The sequence below is a fragment of the Ensifer aridi genome, from assembly GCF_002078505.1.
Classification (GTDB): Bacteria; Pseudomonadota; Alphaproteobacteria; order Rhizobiales; family Rhizobiaceae; genus Sinorhizobium; species Sinorhizobium aridi.
In genome coordinates this window covers 1-16,360 of record NZ_LUAV01000031.1, presented here as the reverse complement: position 1 = coordinate 16,360, position 16,360 = coordinate 1, and the positions used below count along the sequence as shown (strand labels likewise).

General features: G+C 62.6%; 10 protein-coding genes. 2 read left to right on the top strand and 8 right to left on the bottom strand.

What is annotated here, in order from left to right; all coding sequences use genetic code 11:
- Positions 1-34 precede the first annotated feature (34 nt).
- Positions 35-1,243, top strand: coding sequence for an MFS transporter (locus AYK65_RS22195; RefSeq protein WP_081160802.1), 1,209 nt, complete (start codon positions 35-37; stop codon positions 1,241-1,243).
- 499 nt (positions 1,244-1,742) lie between these two features.
- Here the strand turns inward: AYK65_RS22195 and AYK65_RS22190 are convergent, their stop codons facing one another.
- Positions 1,743-3,071, bottom strand: coding sequence for an ATP-binding protein (locus AYK65_RS22190; RefSeq protein ID WP_244560088.1), 1,329 nt, complete (start codon positions 3,069-3,071; stop codon positions 1,743-1,745).
- A gap of 262 nt (positions 3,072-3,333) precedes the next feature.
- Here AYK65_RS22190 and AYK65_RS22185 point away from each other — a divergent pair, with 262 nt between their 5' ends.
- Complete coding sequence (locus tag AYK65_RS22185) at positions 3,334-4,182, top strand: MipA/OmpV family protein (protein ID WP_081160796.1); 849 nt, start codon at positions 3,334-3,336, stop codon at positions 4,180-4,182.
- Positions 4,183-4,246: 64 nt separating this feature from the next.
- On the opposite strand, the gene AYK65_RS22180 is transcribed toward AYK65_RS22185, so the two are convergent.
- The 7 genes from AYK65_RS22180 to AYK65_RS22150 form a co-directional block, all read right to left on the bottom strand.
- On the bottom strand, positions 4,247-4,969 hold the full coding sequence (locus tag AYK65_RS22180; RefSeq protein ID WP_081160793.1) for a response regulator transcription factor: 723 nt from the start codon (positions 4,967-4,969) through the stop codon (positions 4,247-4,249).
- A gap of 108 nt (positions 4,970-5,077) precedes the next feature.
- On the bottom strand, positions 5,078-5,695 hold the full coding sequence (locus AYK65_RS22175) for a methyltransferase family protein (RefSeq protein WP_081160790.1): 618 nt from the start codon (positions 5,693-5,695) through the stop codon (positions 5,078-5,080).
- A 148-nt stretch (positions 5,696-5,843) separates the two neighbouring features.
- Positions 5,844-8,942: an efflux RND transporter permease subunit gene (locus AYK65_RS22170; RefSeq protein ID WP_081160786.1), complete on the bottom strand. Its 3,099-nt coding sequence runs from the start codon at positions 8,940-8,942 to the stop codon at positions 5,844-5,846.
- Positions 8,942-10,174: an efflux RND transporter periplasmic adaptor subunit gene (locus tag AYK65_RS22165; protein ID WP_244560087.1), complete on the bottom strand. Its 1,233-nt coding sequence runs from the start codon at positions 10,172-10,174 to the stop codon at positions 8,942-8,944. The genes AYK65_RS22170 and AYK65_RS22165 overlap by 1 nt, the downstream gene beginning before the upstream one ends.
- Before the next feature lie 938 nt (positions 10,175-11,112).
- Positions 11,113-12,915: an NAD(P)/FAD-dependent oxidoreductase gene (locus tag AYK65_RS22160; protein ID WP_081160782.1), complete on the bottom strand. Its 1,803-nt coding sequence runs from the start codon at positions 12,913-12,915 to the stop codon at positions 11,113-11,115.
- A gap of 63 nt (positions 12,916-12,978) precedes the next feature.
- Positions 12,979-14,052: a 2,3-butanediol dehydrogenase gene (locus AYK65_RS22155; RefSeq protein WP_081160779.1), complete on the bottom strand. Its 1,074-nt coding sequence runs from the start codon at positions 14,050-14,052 to the stop codon at positions 12,979-12,981.
- Between the two features lie 169 nt (positions 14,053-14,221).
- On the bottom strand, positions 14,222-16,108 hold the full coding sequence (locus AYK65_RS22150; protein ID WP_081160777.1) for a sigma-54-dependent Fis family transcriptional regulator: 1,887 nt from the start codon (positions 16,106-16,108) through the stop codon (positions 14,222-14,224).
- Positions 16,109-16,360 lie beyond the last annotated feature (252 nt).

Sequence of the window (16,360 nt, the reverse complement as noted above, 5' to 3'; positions counted from 1 at the left end):
GCTATGAAGACCTCCAAACCTTGGAGGTACTTCAATGACGGACACAACATCACAGCTTGACGGCCCCGCGATTGGCCTCGATTCTGCCGTTCCGAGTGCATGGAGCCCCACTACCTGGCTTGCCGTTATTTCAATGGCGGCCACAAGCTTTGCGCTGGTGTCAGCTGAATTCCTGCCGGCAGGCCTGTTGACGCCAATGGCGCGTGACCTTGGCATCAGCGAGGGAACCGCCGGTCAGGTTGTCACCGCCACCGCGTCTGTTGGCGCGGTGACGGCCTTGTTGAGCAATGTTCTCATCGGCAAACTGAACCGGAAGACTGTCCTGGTTGGCCTAAGTGCCTTGGCTGTCGGCTCCAATCTTCTGGCCGCGCTCGCGACCGATTTTTGGCTATTGTTGTTGGGCCGAGCCGGGCTGGGCGTGGCGCTGAGTGGTTTCTGGGCGCTTTCAGTTGCCGTCGTGGCGAGATTGGTTGGCACCAATGCGACAGGTCGGGGCATGGCTATAGTCACCCTAGGCGTCTCTCTTGCCACCATCGCTGCACCATCGATGGGTGCTTTGATCAGCGATTGGCTCGGCTGGCGTGCCGCCACAGGCATGACGGCAGGGCTCGCAGCGGTTGCGATGCTGCTACAGATACTCAGTTTGCCGACACTACCCGCAAGCACAAGCAACAGTCTTTCTGACGTCTTCCGGCTGACGAAACGGCGCACTGTTCAACTCGGAATGCTTGCCATCCTCTTGCTGATGACCGGACATTTTGCCGGCTCGGTCTACGTGCGACCCTTCCTCGAACAAGTGACGCTCCTTGGCACGGGGTCGATTGCCTTGGCGCTCCTCGGGTTTGGCATCGCCGCTGTGATCGGCAATGTCGCCGGCGGCCGACTGGCAGACGCCAATATCCGCATGGCACTCGCGGTCACCGGCGTATTGATGGCGTTTGCGGCGCTTGCTCTCGTACTCTGGGGTGCACATAGCGGCATCGCGTTTGCCCTGGTTACACTTTGGGGTCTAGCTTTTGGAATGGCTCCGGTGGTATTGCCTACTAACTTGTCCCGGGGCGCAGGGGATGCCTTGGAGGCTGCTGGCAGCTTGATGGTCGTTTCGTTCCAGGTCGCCATCAGCATGGGTGCGGTGTTCGGCGGCTACATCGTCGATCACCATGGCGCTTCCGGGCCGTTGATCATTACCGCCGTCTTGGCGGCATCGACCATCGTCCTGGCGTTGCTGCAGCCCCGCAGCTGACTCTTAAGGCCCCAGCGAAGCTGAGCAGAAGAGGCGAGATCTCAGTTGGACCAGAAGGCCGGGTGAGGCTAAATCCGGGACGTGGCGATGCTTTCTCGTTGCGGCGAGGAGCATCGACCGATCGCCCATGACCGCAATCACAACAATCTGGATTGAGCGGCGCTGCAGATCGGCACTCACGAATGGCGCGGCAGGTTTGCGCCTCCATGTCGGACGTCAGCACCACCCGCTCGAGTTCCTGAAAGCTGCCAGTCCGCTAAACTATTGGCCACGTACTGAATGGGTTGACTCCCGCCTTGGTACGGGAGCGCCGACAGCGGACATTGAACCGCCGGCTAGCTGTCTGCGCTTCTCGCCGTATCGCCGGCGGCGGGAGCCTGACGAATCTTGTTTAGTATGCGCAGAAAGCTTGTTTCGGCGGTGACTTCATTGGGAAGCCGTCCTGTCGCGTTGCAGATATCGATCGGGCAATGGCACCCTGTTCTTCCATACTGTCATCTTACGCGCGCGACAATGCCAAGGTGATGGTAGCGGTGAGTCCATTCGGGCGTCGGTCAAGGAGTTCCAGCTTGCCGCCGTGGGCTTGAATGATCTCCGTCACGATAGACAGACCAAGGCCTAAGCCCGAGTCCGTATTCCCGCGTGCGGCGTCCATTTTGAAGAAGGGTTCGAGAACGCGGCTTCGATATTCTTCGGGAATGCCTGGGCCGTTGTCCATGACATCGATGATTGCATGGCGGCCGTCTGTCCGAAGTTCGACATCGAGCTTCGTTGCAAATTTTACGCCGTTTTCACAAAGATTGGTGACAGCGCGCGTAAGCGCGAGAGGCTTGAAGTTCGCCACCATCCGTGCCGGGCCGCTATAGCTTACCTTGTACCCCATATCGGCGAATTCGTCGCATACGGTCTGTAGTATGGAGGCGAGATCTGCACGCTGAAACGCTTCTTGCTGGTGATTGTCGCGCAAATAGCCGAGGCTTTCCTTCAGCAGGCGGTCGATGCGCTCGATATCGGTCAGCAGAGCCTCGCGCACCTCCTGCTCCTTCACGCGCTCGGCGCGAAGCCGTAGACGCGTCAGGGGGGTGCGCAGATCGTGGCTGATGCCACGCAGCATCCGCGTACGTGCCTCAACCATAGTGGAAATGCGGTTCTGCATGGTGTTAAGCGCGCGGGCGAGCGTGACGATCTCGACGCTACCGCGCTCTTCGAAGGGTGCCGACCCGACCGAGATATCAGCCTTCATGGCCGACGACGCGATGCGGCGCAGTGGTCTGGTGATCGCCCAGACGGCGAAGACGGAAAACAAAATGATCAGCGTCACCGTCGCCACAAGGTAATTCGACCCGAACCTCAGCGCGTCATTGCGGAGAAAGCTGTCTGGCTGCAGTTCCGTCACGACCAGCGTGTGTGCGTCTACCTTTGCAGCGAGGACGCGCTTGCCGTCGACGAAGGTTCTCCACCCTCCGAAGGGAACAGGCCAGTCCTCAGGAGGAAGCAGACGATCGATGGCAACCTGAACGAGTGGCTCGTCCGGCGATGAAGTCGTGACATCATCGAAATAGGAGAGCGGACGCAGGGAAAGTGCCTGCCCGCCCCGGTTGGCCGCCGCCAGCACGACCTTCCTTTCCTCCGCAGTTGCCTCCGCGAGAACCGAGGCGATGGCGGAAATGCGGGCTGACATGGCTTCCAGGTCAGGAGCGTTGTACTCGTTCCGCACCCAGCGCTCCAGCGTCGAGCCGATGACAAAGGCGATGATCAGGCACGCGAAGATGACGGCGGTTATCTGGCCATGGATCGTCGAGGTCCATCGGGGCAATCGAAGTCGCACAAATTCTCCTCGGAGTCCTGCCCCTGCTTCCCGCGAACAGCCGGCCCATGTTTCCGAACGCACCGGAAGGATAGCCATTTCCCCGCCCGTCCGACATTAAGTTTTGTGTCGACAAGCGACGGCTGGTCGACTGGATGGCCATGTCGCATCGGCAACAAACCGTAACATAAAGACACGCGCCCCCGAATTCATCCATGACATGAGCAAAGTGTTGCATACGCAGCCCGCCCTGGCGGCGCCGTGTCAAACCACTGGAGCACCCATGTCATTTCATCAACGGACCGATTGGCGACTTCTATCCGGCGCCTTCTGCGTCACCTTCATGCTTATCGGCACGATCCATGGCGCACTAGGCGCCGATGCGAGCCTGTCGAACGCGGCCCCTGAACCGCCCTTCGACCAGGAGCGGTTCAGCGTCGAGAAACCTGAGCGGAACTGGAGCCTGATCGTCGGCGCCGGCGGCATCTACGAGCCGGAATATGAAGGCGGCGACGAGTTCGAAGTGCAGGCCGTTCCCTTCATCGTGTTCACCTATGGCGAATGGCTGGAGATCGACCCGCGAGGCGTGACGATCACACCGTTCCGGCAAGACGGCTTCGCCCTGTCTGCAACGGTAGGCTACGAGGGCGGCCGCGATGAGGACGATGCAGATCGGCTCAACGGTCTGGGCGACATCGACTTTGCGGCGACGGTGGGCGCCAAGCTGTCCTACGACTGGAACGGGCTCGAACTCTATGCGGCAGTCGACCAGACGATCGATGGCAGCGAAAGCCTGATCGGAACCTTCGGCGCGGAATACCAGGCGCCCGTCACCGAGCGGCTGATCCTTGGCGCCAGTATCGAGGCGGTCGTGGCCAACGACAAGCATATGGAGGCCTATTTCGGCGTCAACGCGGCCCAATCGGCACGCTCCGGCCTTCCCCAATACGAGGCGAAGGCTGGCCTGAAACGCGTTAACGTCGCGGCCTCCGCCACTTATCTGCTGGACGAGAACTGGCTCATCCGCGGTGAAGCCGGTGTCGGCGTCCTGACCGGCGACGCGGCCGACAGCCCGATCGCCGAGGAGGAACTGCAGCCGTCCGCCTCGCTGTTCGTCGGTTACAAGTTCTGAAAACCATGCTGCAGAAAAGCAAAAAGCCGGGCGAGCGCCCGGCTTTTTTGTTGCGCGGAACTCCTCAAGCCTGCTCAACGCTGGCAGTGAACATGTAGCCGCCGAGCCTGACCGTCTGCAGCAGGACAGGGTTCTTCGGATCCGCCTCGATCTTCTGTCGCAGCCGGCTGATATGGACGTCGACGCTGCGTTCGATCGGACCGGCGAGACCGGTATGGGTGAGCGAGAGCAACTCCTCGCGTGTGATGACCCGGCCGGGATTCCGGCAGAAGGCGAGAAGAAGGTCGAATTCCGTGGTCGTCACCGCTACGCGGGCGCTGCTCGGATCGTGCAACTGCCGGCGCAGCGGATCGATCTGCCAGCCCTCGAAGCGCAGCTTGCGCTGGGCGGCGGTGTTGACCAGGCCGTAGGAGGCCCGCCGCAGCAGGCTACGGATACGGGCCACGACCTCCCTCGGGCTGAAGGGCTTCGTGACATAATCGTCGGCACCGACTTCCAGTCCGACGATGCGGTCGATCTCCTCGCCGAGCGCGGTCAGAAGGATAATCGGTGTGGTCTTTTCCGAGCGGATGCGGCGGCATATGCTCAGGCCGTCTTCGCCCGGCAGCATGACATCGAGGATGATGAGGTCGAAATCGTTGCTGCGCAAAAGGGCATTCATCACGTGACCGTCTTCGGCGACGGTCGGGCTCATGCCGTTCTCCTGCACGGTCAACGCAAGCAGCCTGCCGATCTCCGGATCGTCCTCGACGATGAGAATTTTCGCGTTGGCGCTTGTCGCTTGCACTGCCGTTCTTCCCTGCCTGAAAGGGGCAACACTACCGTTGCCGCAGGACGCACGTGTTTCGCTTTATTAAGTTTTGTTGCGAAGCTTGGGAAGGCGTCGCGGGTCGTTTCAGACCGGCAAGGTCCACAGGACGGGGAGGATGCCGGCCGACTGGCCGAGCCTGATGAACTCTATCGCGGCCCAGGCCGCGAGGAAGACGACACCGTCCCGCAGGCTCCTGACCGCACTCGACGAACGAAGCGGCAGGCCGTCGCATTCCCGCCACAGCGAGATGTCCGGCCAGAGGCGCGGCACGGAGCGCGCATAGTCGTTGAAATCCTTGCCGCAGCGGCTGCGCAGGTACGTCTCTTCGCCGCGCATCGCCATGTCGAAGGCCAGATAGGCCGTCAGCAGGAAGGCCGCCATCGACAGAATGCTGCCGCTCTGCGCGCCGACGCCGGCAATGCCGATCAGACTGAAGAAGTACAGCGGGTTACGAGTGACCGAATAGGGACCCTCGGTGACCAGTTCGGCGTTCTTTCGCCCGCCGATATATAAGAGCGACCAGGCGCGGCCTGCTATCGCGACGAAAATTGCCAGTGTGCCCAATACGTCGAAGACGACTCCGGCCAAGGGAGCGACGGGCGGCGCAGCGGTGACGGAAAGCAGTCCGAAGGCAAGGCCGCCAAGCGCTCGAAGCGCGTTGATGCGGTAGAGCTGGAAGAAGGGGACTTGCGCGTGGTTCATGAATGTCCAAGCCTTTGAGGGAAAACGTCTTCATGTTTTCTCAAAGCCGGGGCGGCGCCGGCATGACGATATATTGTGATCTGTTGCGAACTGCAGAGAGATGTGACGGGGCCGACCGATGGTCGAGCGGCCCCGCGTGCGCGCCCCTTCAGAGATTCGGCGCGCTGGTGCCGGGGCTTTTGTCATCCGCTTCAGCCGACTGGAGGAAAGGCTGGAGGAGACGACGCAGGCAATCGCCGACGCCCGACAGGATGAGATGCAGCGAAGGGATGACGACCAGCGACAGGACGGTGGAGACGAGCAGCCCTCCGATGACGGCGACCGCCATCGGCGCGCGAAATTCTCCGCCATCGCCCACGCCGAAGGCGGAGGGCAGCATGCCACCAGTCATTGCGAGGGTTGTCATTACAATCGGGCGCACCCGTTCCAGGCAGGCCTCCACCATGGCGTCTCGACGCGAAAGCCCGTGCGCCTCCCGCTCGATGGCGAAATCGACCAGCATGATGGCGTTCTTCGTCACGATGCCCATCAGCATCAGGATGCCGATCACGACGGGCAGCGAGATCGCGTAACCGGTCAAGAGAAGTGCAGCCGCGACACCACCGATCGACAATGGCAGCGAGGCGAGAATGGTCCAGGGGAACAGCACGCTCTTGAACAAGAGGATCAGGACGATGAGGACGAGCATGATCCCAGCACCCATGGCGACCGCAAAGCTCGCAAACACTTCACCCTCCGTGTCGGAATCGCCCGTTGCCCGGATGCGCACGCCGTCGGCAAGGTTCCTGACGCTTTCAAGTTGCCACAGCCGGTCGAGCCCCTGGCCGGAGGTGAGGCCCGCCGCCATGTTCGCGCCGATCTCTATACGGCGCTGGCGGTCGTAACGGTCGATCGCCGCAACCGTCTCGTCGAAGCCGATCTCGGCAACCGCCGAGAGCGGTACCTGCTTTCCGTCGATGGCAGATACGTTCAGCGTCTCGAAGATCGGCAGTCGTCCGCGTGCTTCACGATCGAGCACGACCCGGATCGGGATCTGTCGCGATCCCTCAACGAATTTAGCGAGTCGTGAATCCACCTCGCCGATGGTCGAGACGCGCATCGTACTGGCCACCGACGCGGCCGAGACACCAAGCGTCGCCGCCTTGTCGGAGAGAAGCATCATCCTCAGTTCCGGCCGCATGGCGGTGTTGTCGCTCGCGGGACTGACGAAGCTATCGTCCTCCGCCATGTCCCTCAGGATCCGGTCGGCCGCTGCCTGGACGGCCTGGCCGTCGCTGCCGAGAACCGAAAACGTCAGGTCGCGCCCGCCTCGGTCGTTGAGAAAGCGCAGGCGGACGTCCGGGATGCCCGCAAGCGCCGCTGCCAATTCTGCCTCGATTGCGACGGACGAGAGCCCGCGCTCACTCTTGTGGGTGAGGTCGAGCGAGACGGTGGCATAGCGCACGTCCTGTTGGCCGCCCATGCTCGTTCCGGCCCTCGCCAGTACGCCCTCCACCTCGTCGCGCTTGCCGATCTCGGCGGCGATAACGTCTGTGGCCCTGCGGGTCTCGGCGAGAGTGGCGCCGGGTGGCAGTTCGACCGTCAGCATCAGCCGGCCGGTGTCTTCGTCTGGCAGAAAACTGGTCGGCACCGAAATCAGCATGGTCGTCGCGGCCGCAAACAGGGCGACCGCGGAGCCGACTGTCAGCCACTTCCAGCGCAGGCTCCCCAGCAACAGACGCTCGTACGTCGTTGTGAACCGGCCCCTTTGGCCGTCTGTCGGCGGCGCACCAGTCATCACATACGCGGCCATGATCGGCGTGATTAGCCGCGCCACCAGAAGTGAGAAGAAGACGGCAATGGCGACCGTCAGGCCGAATTCGCGGAAATAGAGGCCGACCACGCCGGTCATCAGGCCAACTGGCGCGAAGACGGCGATGATTGTCGCAGAGATCGCAATCACCGCCAGGCCGATCTCGCCGGACGCCTCGAGCGCGGCGCGGTAGGGGGATTTTCCCATGTTGCGATGGCGGACGACGTTCTCGATCTCGACGATCGCATCGTCGACGAGGATGCCAGTCACCAGCGTGATCGCCAGCAGGCTGAGGATGTTGAGCGAGAAGCCGAGAAGATCGATGGCGAAGAAGGTGGGGATGATGGAAAGCGGCAAGGCCACCGCTGCGATGAGGGTTGCGCGCCAGTCGCGCAGGAAGAGAAAGACGACGACAACGGATAGTGCCGCGCCCTCCAGCAAGGTGCTCATCGCGGAGCGGTAGTTTCCCTCGGTGTACGAGACATTGTCGTCAACGAGACGGAAGCGAAGATCAGGATGGTCGGCGGCCAGTTTCTCGACGGCCCCCGACACCGCCTCTGCTACCGCGACATCGCTTGCCCCCTGCGATCGATAGACGGCGAAGCCGACGATATCAGACCCATCCAAGGTTGCGAAATCACGCGGTTCGGCGACGATGTCGCGGACGCTTGCGATATCCCCGAGCCGCACGGAGTTTTCCCCGGACAGAGACAGGCGCTGCTCGGCTAGCTCGGTCACCGTACGTGCTGCGGCCGCCGTGGTCAGGACCTGCTCGCGGCCTGCCATCTCACTTCGCCCCCCGGACCGGTCGAGCTGAGCCTGCCTGATCGCCTCGTTTACTGCACTGACGGAGAGCGAGAGCGCCTGCATGCGGTCGGCGTCGAGTTCGACACGGATTTCGCGATCGGCCCCGCCGATCCGCTGAACGCGACCGACGCCCGCCAGGCCCTGCAGATCTCTGGTCGCCACGTCGTCTACGAACCAGGAGAGTTCCGCCACGGTCATGTCCTGGCTCGACACCGCATACGTGACGATGGACTGCGTCTCCTCCTCGATCCGTTCGATCAGCGGCTCGTCGATCGTGCCGGGCAGATCGCCCCTGATCCTCGTGACCGCATCGCGCACATCGGCCATCGCGCGGTCGGGCGAGATCACGCCGAGTTCAAATTCCACCGTCGTAACCGACCGGCCCTCGCCGATCGTCGACGACAGTTCCTTGATCGATGGCAGCGAGGCGATCGCGTCCTCGACCCGGCGCGTAACTTCTGTTTCGAGTTCGACCGGCGTCGCGCCGGACTGCTCGATCGTGACCTTCACGGCCGGGGTGATGATCGTCGGGAAATAGGTGATCGGCAGCCTCGCGAAACCGTAGAGGCCGACCACCGTCAGCACGACGAAAAGGAGGATGGACGGGAGCGGATTGCGGATCGCCCAGGCCGAGATATTGCCGTTCATCACTGGATCGCTCCGGTTGTTTCGGACGTGGGAAGGGCGGCTGCGAGATTGCTTGCGGAGGGCTGGACCGAGGTGGCGATAACCGGGCGGACCTTCTCGTCGGCCTTCAGGAAGCTTCCGGATTTCAAGACCACCATCTCTCCGTCGCTGACGCCGTCGACAATCTCGACTAGCCCGTCCTGACGCGCGCCGACGGTTACCGGGCGGACATCGACGACACCCTCCTTGACGACGAGAACGCTGCTTGCACCGCTCGCGGTCTTCACCGCGCTGCCAGGAAGGAGAATGTTGCGGCGCGCCGAGGCGTAGATGCTGCCGCGGGCGAAGGCGCCCGGCTTCAGCCCTGCGGTCTCGTCGAGTTCAATGCGCACTTCGCCGCTGCGGGTCGTCGGATCCAGTTCCGCCGCGTTCAGCCGCAGCGTGCCGCTGAGCGGACGGTCATGCCCCGAAAGCGAGATTTCCGCCCGCATGCCCTCTTCAAGCTGCATGAAGCTCGTCTCAGTGACTTGAGCGACGAATTCGATTGCCGCGTTCTTGGCGATGACAAAGAGCGGACTGGCGGAGCTCGAAGGCATCGCGCCAATGCGCGCGCTTCTCTTTAAAACCAACCCGGCATCCGGCGCCTTCACCGTGCTGCGTTCGATCGTGAGCTCTATCTCGCGGCGCTCGCGGACGATCAGTTCCGCGTCGGCTTCGGCAAGCTGAAGCGACTGCCGCGCGAGACCCAGTTCCGCCAGTGCGCGGGCATGGGTGTTTTGGTGTTGGTCGAGAACTTGCTGCGACACGGCTCCCTTCGGCTGCAGCGCACGGCTGCGTTCCAAATTTTTGCGGGTTTCCGCCTCGGTCACCGCGGCTACCTCAAGCTTGCTCGCTTCCACCTCGACGGCGGCGCGGGCGCGCAGGAGGCTTACTTCGTTCTTGCCGAGCAGCATCACCGCTTCGGTCGTGTCGAGAACCGCAAGCGGCTGGCCCTTTTCAACCCTCTGGCCAATCTCGACCAGGATATGCTCGATCGCCCGTGCTTGAACGAAGGGGTGAACCTCGATTTCCTCCCGCGCGATCAGCGAGCCGACGACGGGCACCCTTTCGATAATGTCATCCTGACGGGCAACGACGACGGTGACGGGCATCTGCTCGTCGGACTGTGCGGCCGGGACGAAAGCAAGCCAGAGAGACAGCGCGCCGATGACCGGACGCAGGCTGGAAAAGAGTGATCGGGATATCCCACCCATGAATACGACCTTCAGTTTGATCCACCGGCATGTGCGCCTTCGGATGATCCTGATCAGATGATAGCGATCCGGGGGTTGGCAGGTATGTCATCGCGTTAAGAAACGTTACGGCTGTTAGGCGGCTCAAGTGCATTGATAGCATCGGTGGGCTGGCGACGAGCCACCTTGGCAGGATTGCACCAATCACTGTGACTGGTATCAGTGAGGAGTGTAGAAGGCGCTCGGCGACAGGAGGTGGTAGGCAACGCAGCCGGACTGATCGTCCTGGCTGCTGCCTCATCTGGTATGGTCAGGTGCAAATCCGCCGGCTCAAACAGGGCTTACTGCTCGGGAAAGCGCTTGGAGCTTTTGCTTTACCCTCTTTTTGGCGACTCTCGCCGCAGGCTGCCTGACTAATCTTGGCTGTGGCGCTCGAGGAGGAAAACTAACGTTCAGAGCTGACTAAGCTAGCTATAGTCAGACCATGTCCGGTAGCACGGTCGTGCTCGAGGAGGGTGATTTCGTCTTTCTTCCTGCCACCCCTTCTTTCACGATGTCTAGCCTGGAGCCTGCAACCGCCCACCCAGACGTTGGCGCCCAGCACTCAGGGTCCGCTTTTCGCATTGCGTGTTCTTGTAGCAGAGCGACCGCCTGCGGCCCCAAACACGTCATCCGGCAATCGGCTTGGCGACGACCGCTTAGTCCGCATCGCGGCCATTCGCCATGGCCGCAGCGGCGCGACCCTCCCCGCCCTACTGAGACGATCGGACCCGGGAACATGGCTGCCAGTCCGGAATCTAAACTCCTATCCATCGCCTTGAAGAGAATCGAACTGCCGACCCCATTGAAATCGGTTCACGTCTGGGTCCTGCCGTGTCCACCACCAAGAGCGATTGGAGTTTAATTTAAGAACGAAAGTGGCACGCCAGCCGAGGTTATGGCCGGCTGGCGTTTACCGATTAAGAGAAATGGTGACGCTCCTGCAAGCCGTACACCGGGGTCGAAATACCTTCGGCGCGGGCCTTCAATTGCAGCGAAAGATACTGCGAATAGTGCCGCGACTGGTGCAGGTTTCCGCCGTGGAACCAGAGCGCCTCCTGCTGCGTCGGCTTCCACATGTTGCGCTGCTCGCCCTCCCAGGGACCGGGGTCCTTCGGCGTGTCGGAACCGAGCCCCCAGACCTTGCCGACCTTGTCGGCGACCTCCTTGGAGATGAGGTCGGCGGCCCAGCCGTTCATGGAACCATATCCGGTGGCATAGACAACGAGATCGGCGGGAAGCTCTGTGCCGTCCTTCAAGACCACCGCGTCCTCGGTCAGATGACTGACGTCGGAGCCCGATTTCAGCTTGATGCTGCCGTCGATGACGAGATCGCAGGCGCCGACATCGATGTAATAGCCGGAACCGCGGCGCAGATATTTCATGAACAGGCCGGAACCGTCGGCGCCCCAGTCGAGCATGAAGCCGGCCTTTTCCAGATCCGCGTAGAACTTAGCGTCGCGCTCGCGCATCTTCTCGTAGAGCGGGATCTGAAACTCGTGCATGATCCGGTAGGGCAGCGAGGCGAAGATCAGGTCGGCTTTGCGCGTCGTCATGCCGGCGGCGACCGCCCGCTCGGAATAGAGGTCGCCGAGGCCGATCTCCATCAGCGTGTCGGAGCGGACGATGTGCGTCGACGATCGCTGCACCATCGTCACGTCCGCACCGCCTTCCCAAAGCGCTGCGCAGATGTCGTGCGCGGAATTGTTGGAACCGATGACCACCACCTTCTTGTCGCGATAGGCGTCGGGACCGGGATGCTGCGAGGAATGCTGCTGCTCGCCGCGGAAAATATTTTGGCCCCTCAGTTTCGGGACGTTCGGCTTGCCCGACATGCCGGTCGCCAGAACAAGTTGTTTCGGCCGCAGGACCAGCTCCTCGCCGTTACGCTCGACGACGACTTTCCATGCCTTCTTCGCCTCGTCGTGTTGCGCCGACTTGCAGGTGGTCGAGGTCCAATAGTTGAGCTCCATCACCTTGGTGTACATCTCCAGCCAGTCGCCGATCTTGTCCTTCGGCGCAAACACCGGCCAGGTTTCCGGGAAGGGGATATAGGGCAGGTGGTCGTACCACACCGGGTCGTGCAGGCAGAGCGACTTGTAACGCTTGCGCCAGCTGTCGCCCGGTCGCTCGTTCTTCTCGATGATGATCGTCGGTACGTTCAGTTGCCGGAGGCGGGCACCGAGCGCGATGCCGCCCTGGCCGCCGCCGATGATGACGACATAGGGCTGGGTTTCGTAGCCGAGTTCCGCCGCCTCGCTTTCGCGCTTCTCCTTCCACGTCTTGCGGTCGGGATCGTGGCCGTGCTCGGCGCCGAGCGGCCGCCTGAAGCCCTTCGGCTCTTCATGCCCTTTGAGCTCCGTCATCGTCGTCAGGAGCGTCCATATCAAACCGTTCTTCAGACGAATATGGCCGTAACCGCGCGCCACCTCGGTTTCGAATTCGAACCAGCCTTCGGTCAACCCGTCGCTGGCACTTGCCGGTTCCTTCTCGTCCTGGCGGAAGCGCGCCGGCTTGATGGCTGCCAGCTGGCTCGATAACATGTCGCGGATCTGGTCCTGTCCTTCCAACGTCCTGATGTTCCAGGTGAAGGCGACGAGGTCGCGCCAGTAACAATCGGCCTGGAACAGGTTAACGGCTGCGTCGATGTCGCCGCGTTCAAGGGCTTTGCCGAGCTTGGCAAGCGCGGTGTCGATACGGATGCCGGGACTTTCTTCAAGCATAGTCTCCTCCTTTTTGCTTGGATTGGCACGGGCGGCTCCTCATCCGCTCGCGGCGATGCATGCTCACTTCATGAGATCGATCAGGATCTTCAGGTGCTTGCCGCTCGGATCGAGAAGCGCGTCGAAACCCTCCGGCACGGCCCGGTCGAGGGTGATACGCCCGGTGACGACCCGCTTCGCCGGCAAGAGGCCCGAGGCGATCAAGCGGATGACCCGCGGCCAGTAGTGCGTCGGATAGGCCCAGGAGCCGCGCAGATCGATGTCCTTGAAGGTGACCTGGAACCAGTCGAGCGGGTTTTCATGCGGATGCAGCCCCGTCTGAACGACGACACCCTGCTTGCGCACCGCATCGACGCAGGCCTTGAGCGCGTGCTCGTTACCGACGCACTCGATGGCGACGTCGCAGCCAACCTTACCCTCCGTCAGGGCACGTACCATCGCGCCCGGGCTGCCTCGCTGCGGATTTATCGCTGTCAGACCCGGCATGATCGATGCCGCGAACTCGAGCCGGGCATCATTAATGTCAGAAACGAAGAGCTGTGCGGCACCGGCTGCGCGTGCGGCAAGCAGCGTCAGAACGCCAATCGGACCGGCGCCGGTGACGAGCACGCTGCTGCTGGCCGTGACGCCGCCGCGATCGCAGGCGTAGACCGCAACCGCGCTTGGCTCGACAAGTGCCGCCTCCTCGTCCGTCATCCCGTCCGGGATCTTCTCGACATTGTACTCGTTGAGGAGCGCGTATTCGGCCATGCCGCCGGAGAGCCAGCTCAAGCCCGCAAGCGCCAGATCGGTACTCAAGTGAAACAGACCCCGATCGGCGAAATAGTCGCCGGCGCGCGGCATGATCAGCGGCTGCACCGAAACGCGGTCGCCGGCGCGAACTGAGGTCACGCCCTCGCCGACGGCCTCGACCACGCCGCCGAACTCGTGGCCGAGGACCTGAGGCCCGTGGGCGCCGGTAAAAGGATGCGGCTCCTTCGGAATGAAGATCGGGCCGTAAGCATATTCGTGCAGGTCTGTGCCGCAGATGCCGACAAATCGGTTTCGGATCAGTACCTGGCCGGCGGCCGGCTCGCCGGGTGCCGGGATGTCTTCGATCCGTAGGTCCTTCGCCGCATGGAATCTGAGCGCTCGCATGTTTCCTCCCGATCGCTGCTATGCTTTAGCAGCAACCTGCAATGGCCGTGCCAGAGTCGGAACGCCGGGAAAATGCAGTGTTTTCAAAAGTAGGGAGGGGCTGGCGTGTCGCGCCAGGTGATGCGACTGCCACAGCTGTTGCGGTCGATCTGTTGCAGGGCGAAGACGCTCAGTGTTTCTGCTTGAGGCGATAGCGCTTGATCTGCCGATGCACCGTCGAACGATCGAGGCCTAGCCTTCGCGCGGCCTCGGAGATGTTCCAGCCGCAGGCCGACAGCATCAGGCCCAGGGCCGCACCGGGTTCGCCCATACCGGCAGCCCCGGCCTTCGCGACGAGGTGGTCCGGCAAATCGCCAATCTCCACGACGCCGTTTTCGGCGAGCGCGGCGCCGACGGCGATGGCGTTATCGAGTTCGCGGATGTTGCCGGGCCAATCGTGCGACTTGAGCGCGACGAGCGCCGCAGGAGAGAGCGTCAATTCGCGCTCGCCATAGGAATGCCGCGCCAGGATCTGAGCCACGATCCACTCGAAGTCCGGCCTGTCTCTGAGCGCCGGAAGCGACAGCGTCGCGGCGTTAAGACGATAATAAAGATCCTCGCGGAAAGCCCCTTGGGCGACGAGCGTCTGCAAGGGCCGGTGCGAGGCCGAGACGACGCGGATCTGCACCGGACGCGGCACGCTTGCCCCGACCGGCAGCACTTCGGCCTCGGCAAGCACGCGCAAGAGCCGGCTTTGCAGGACTAGCGGCATGTCGCCGATCTCGTCGAGGAAGAGCGTGCCGCCGTCGGCCTGTTCGATCAGGCCTTTGCGGCCCTTGGCGGAGGCGCCGGTAAAGGCGCCCGGCAGGTAACCGAAGAGCTCGCTCTCGATCAATTGCTCGGGGATTGCCGCGCAATTGATCGCGACGAATTGGCCCTTGAGGCCGCTGCCCTCGTGGATGGCGCGTGCCAGATGTTCCTTGCCGGTCCCGGTCTCGCCCTGGATGAGGATCGGCAGGCCCGTGCGCGCAAGCTTCGTCGCCTTGACCTGAAGCGACACGATCTCGGGCGCATCGCCGCCGAGCCGGCGCAAGGGCGGCGGAATCTGCTCGCGCGAGACGGCCGGAGCGCGGGTGCGGGAATGCGGCTCGATCGCATGGGCGAAGAGTGCATTGCCGTCGCGGGCGAAGACGAGCCGCTCCTGCGTCGGACGCCGACGCGTAAGATCGGGGAGGTCGTCGATCTCCATGTCGAAGAAGCGCGATACCGGCTCGCCGATAAGCTGGCGCGGATCGCGCCAGTCGAGCCCGGTCGAGCGCGCCAGGATCTTCGCCCCGCCGTGGGTCATGCCGGCGATGCGCCCGAGGCCGTCAATTGAGATCGCCGCCTCCGGGTCGACGTCGAGGAATTCCGGCGAGCGGGAGAAGCGCAGCACCCATTGATGCGGCGCCTGGGCCATGAGGTTGGCAAGCTCGATGCGCCTTGCGGTCGCGGTGACGAGATGCAGTGCGAGGTTCTGGCTCGCCTTCTGGATCGGCGAACTCAAGAGCGAAATGTCGAGGACGGCGGAAAGCTCGCCGCGCGCGTCGTAGATCGGCGCCGCCGTGCAAGAGAGCGGCGTATGGGTGTTGTCGAAGTGGTCGGTCTGATGGATCGTCAACGCCTCCCCCGTCTCGAGGCAGGCGCCGACGGCACAGGTTCCGGCGCGCCATTCCGACCATTCCGAGCCGAGATAGAGGCCGGCCTTGCGCAGGTTGTTGTCGAAGAGCGGATCGCCGAGGAACTCGACCGTCACGCCCTGCCGGTCGGAAAGCAGCAGCACGTAGTTTTGCCCCGCTACCTGCCGGAACAGGTGCTCGAGCCCGGAGCGGGCTATGTTGATGAGATCCTCCGATTGCTGGCGGTGCTCCTTGAGCCGCGGTTCCGGCACGATATAGGCTTCACAGGTCTGTGCCGGGTCGAGCCGGTGATGCTCGAGACAGCGCAGCCAGGACTTCACGACCATATCGTCGCGGCTAACAGGAAGGCCGCGGCCGACGCGCTCGATCTCACGGATGTGGTCGGAATGTGAAAACATGCCCGCCTCCCAACGGATGCCCTCTCCTCGCCGAGTGTGAGCATCGCCAGGGCGAATGTAAAGGAAGCGAAGAGCAGCAGGCGCCTTAGGGCTTCACCAATGCGGTTTCACAGGCCTGCCTCGCCTGCGCAGCGAAGGAGTTCCCGTTGATACATTATGCGATCCTCTTAGCCCAGAACGTGAACATCCTCGCAACAAGCCGCGCACAGGGCTCGTGAGGAACGGCTCCCTTCGACCCAGGCTGTGTGAAAA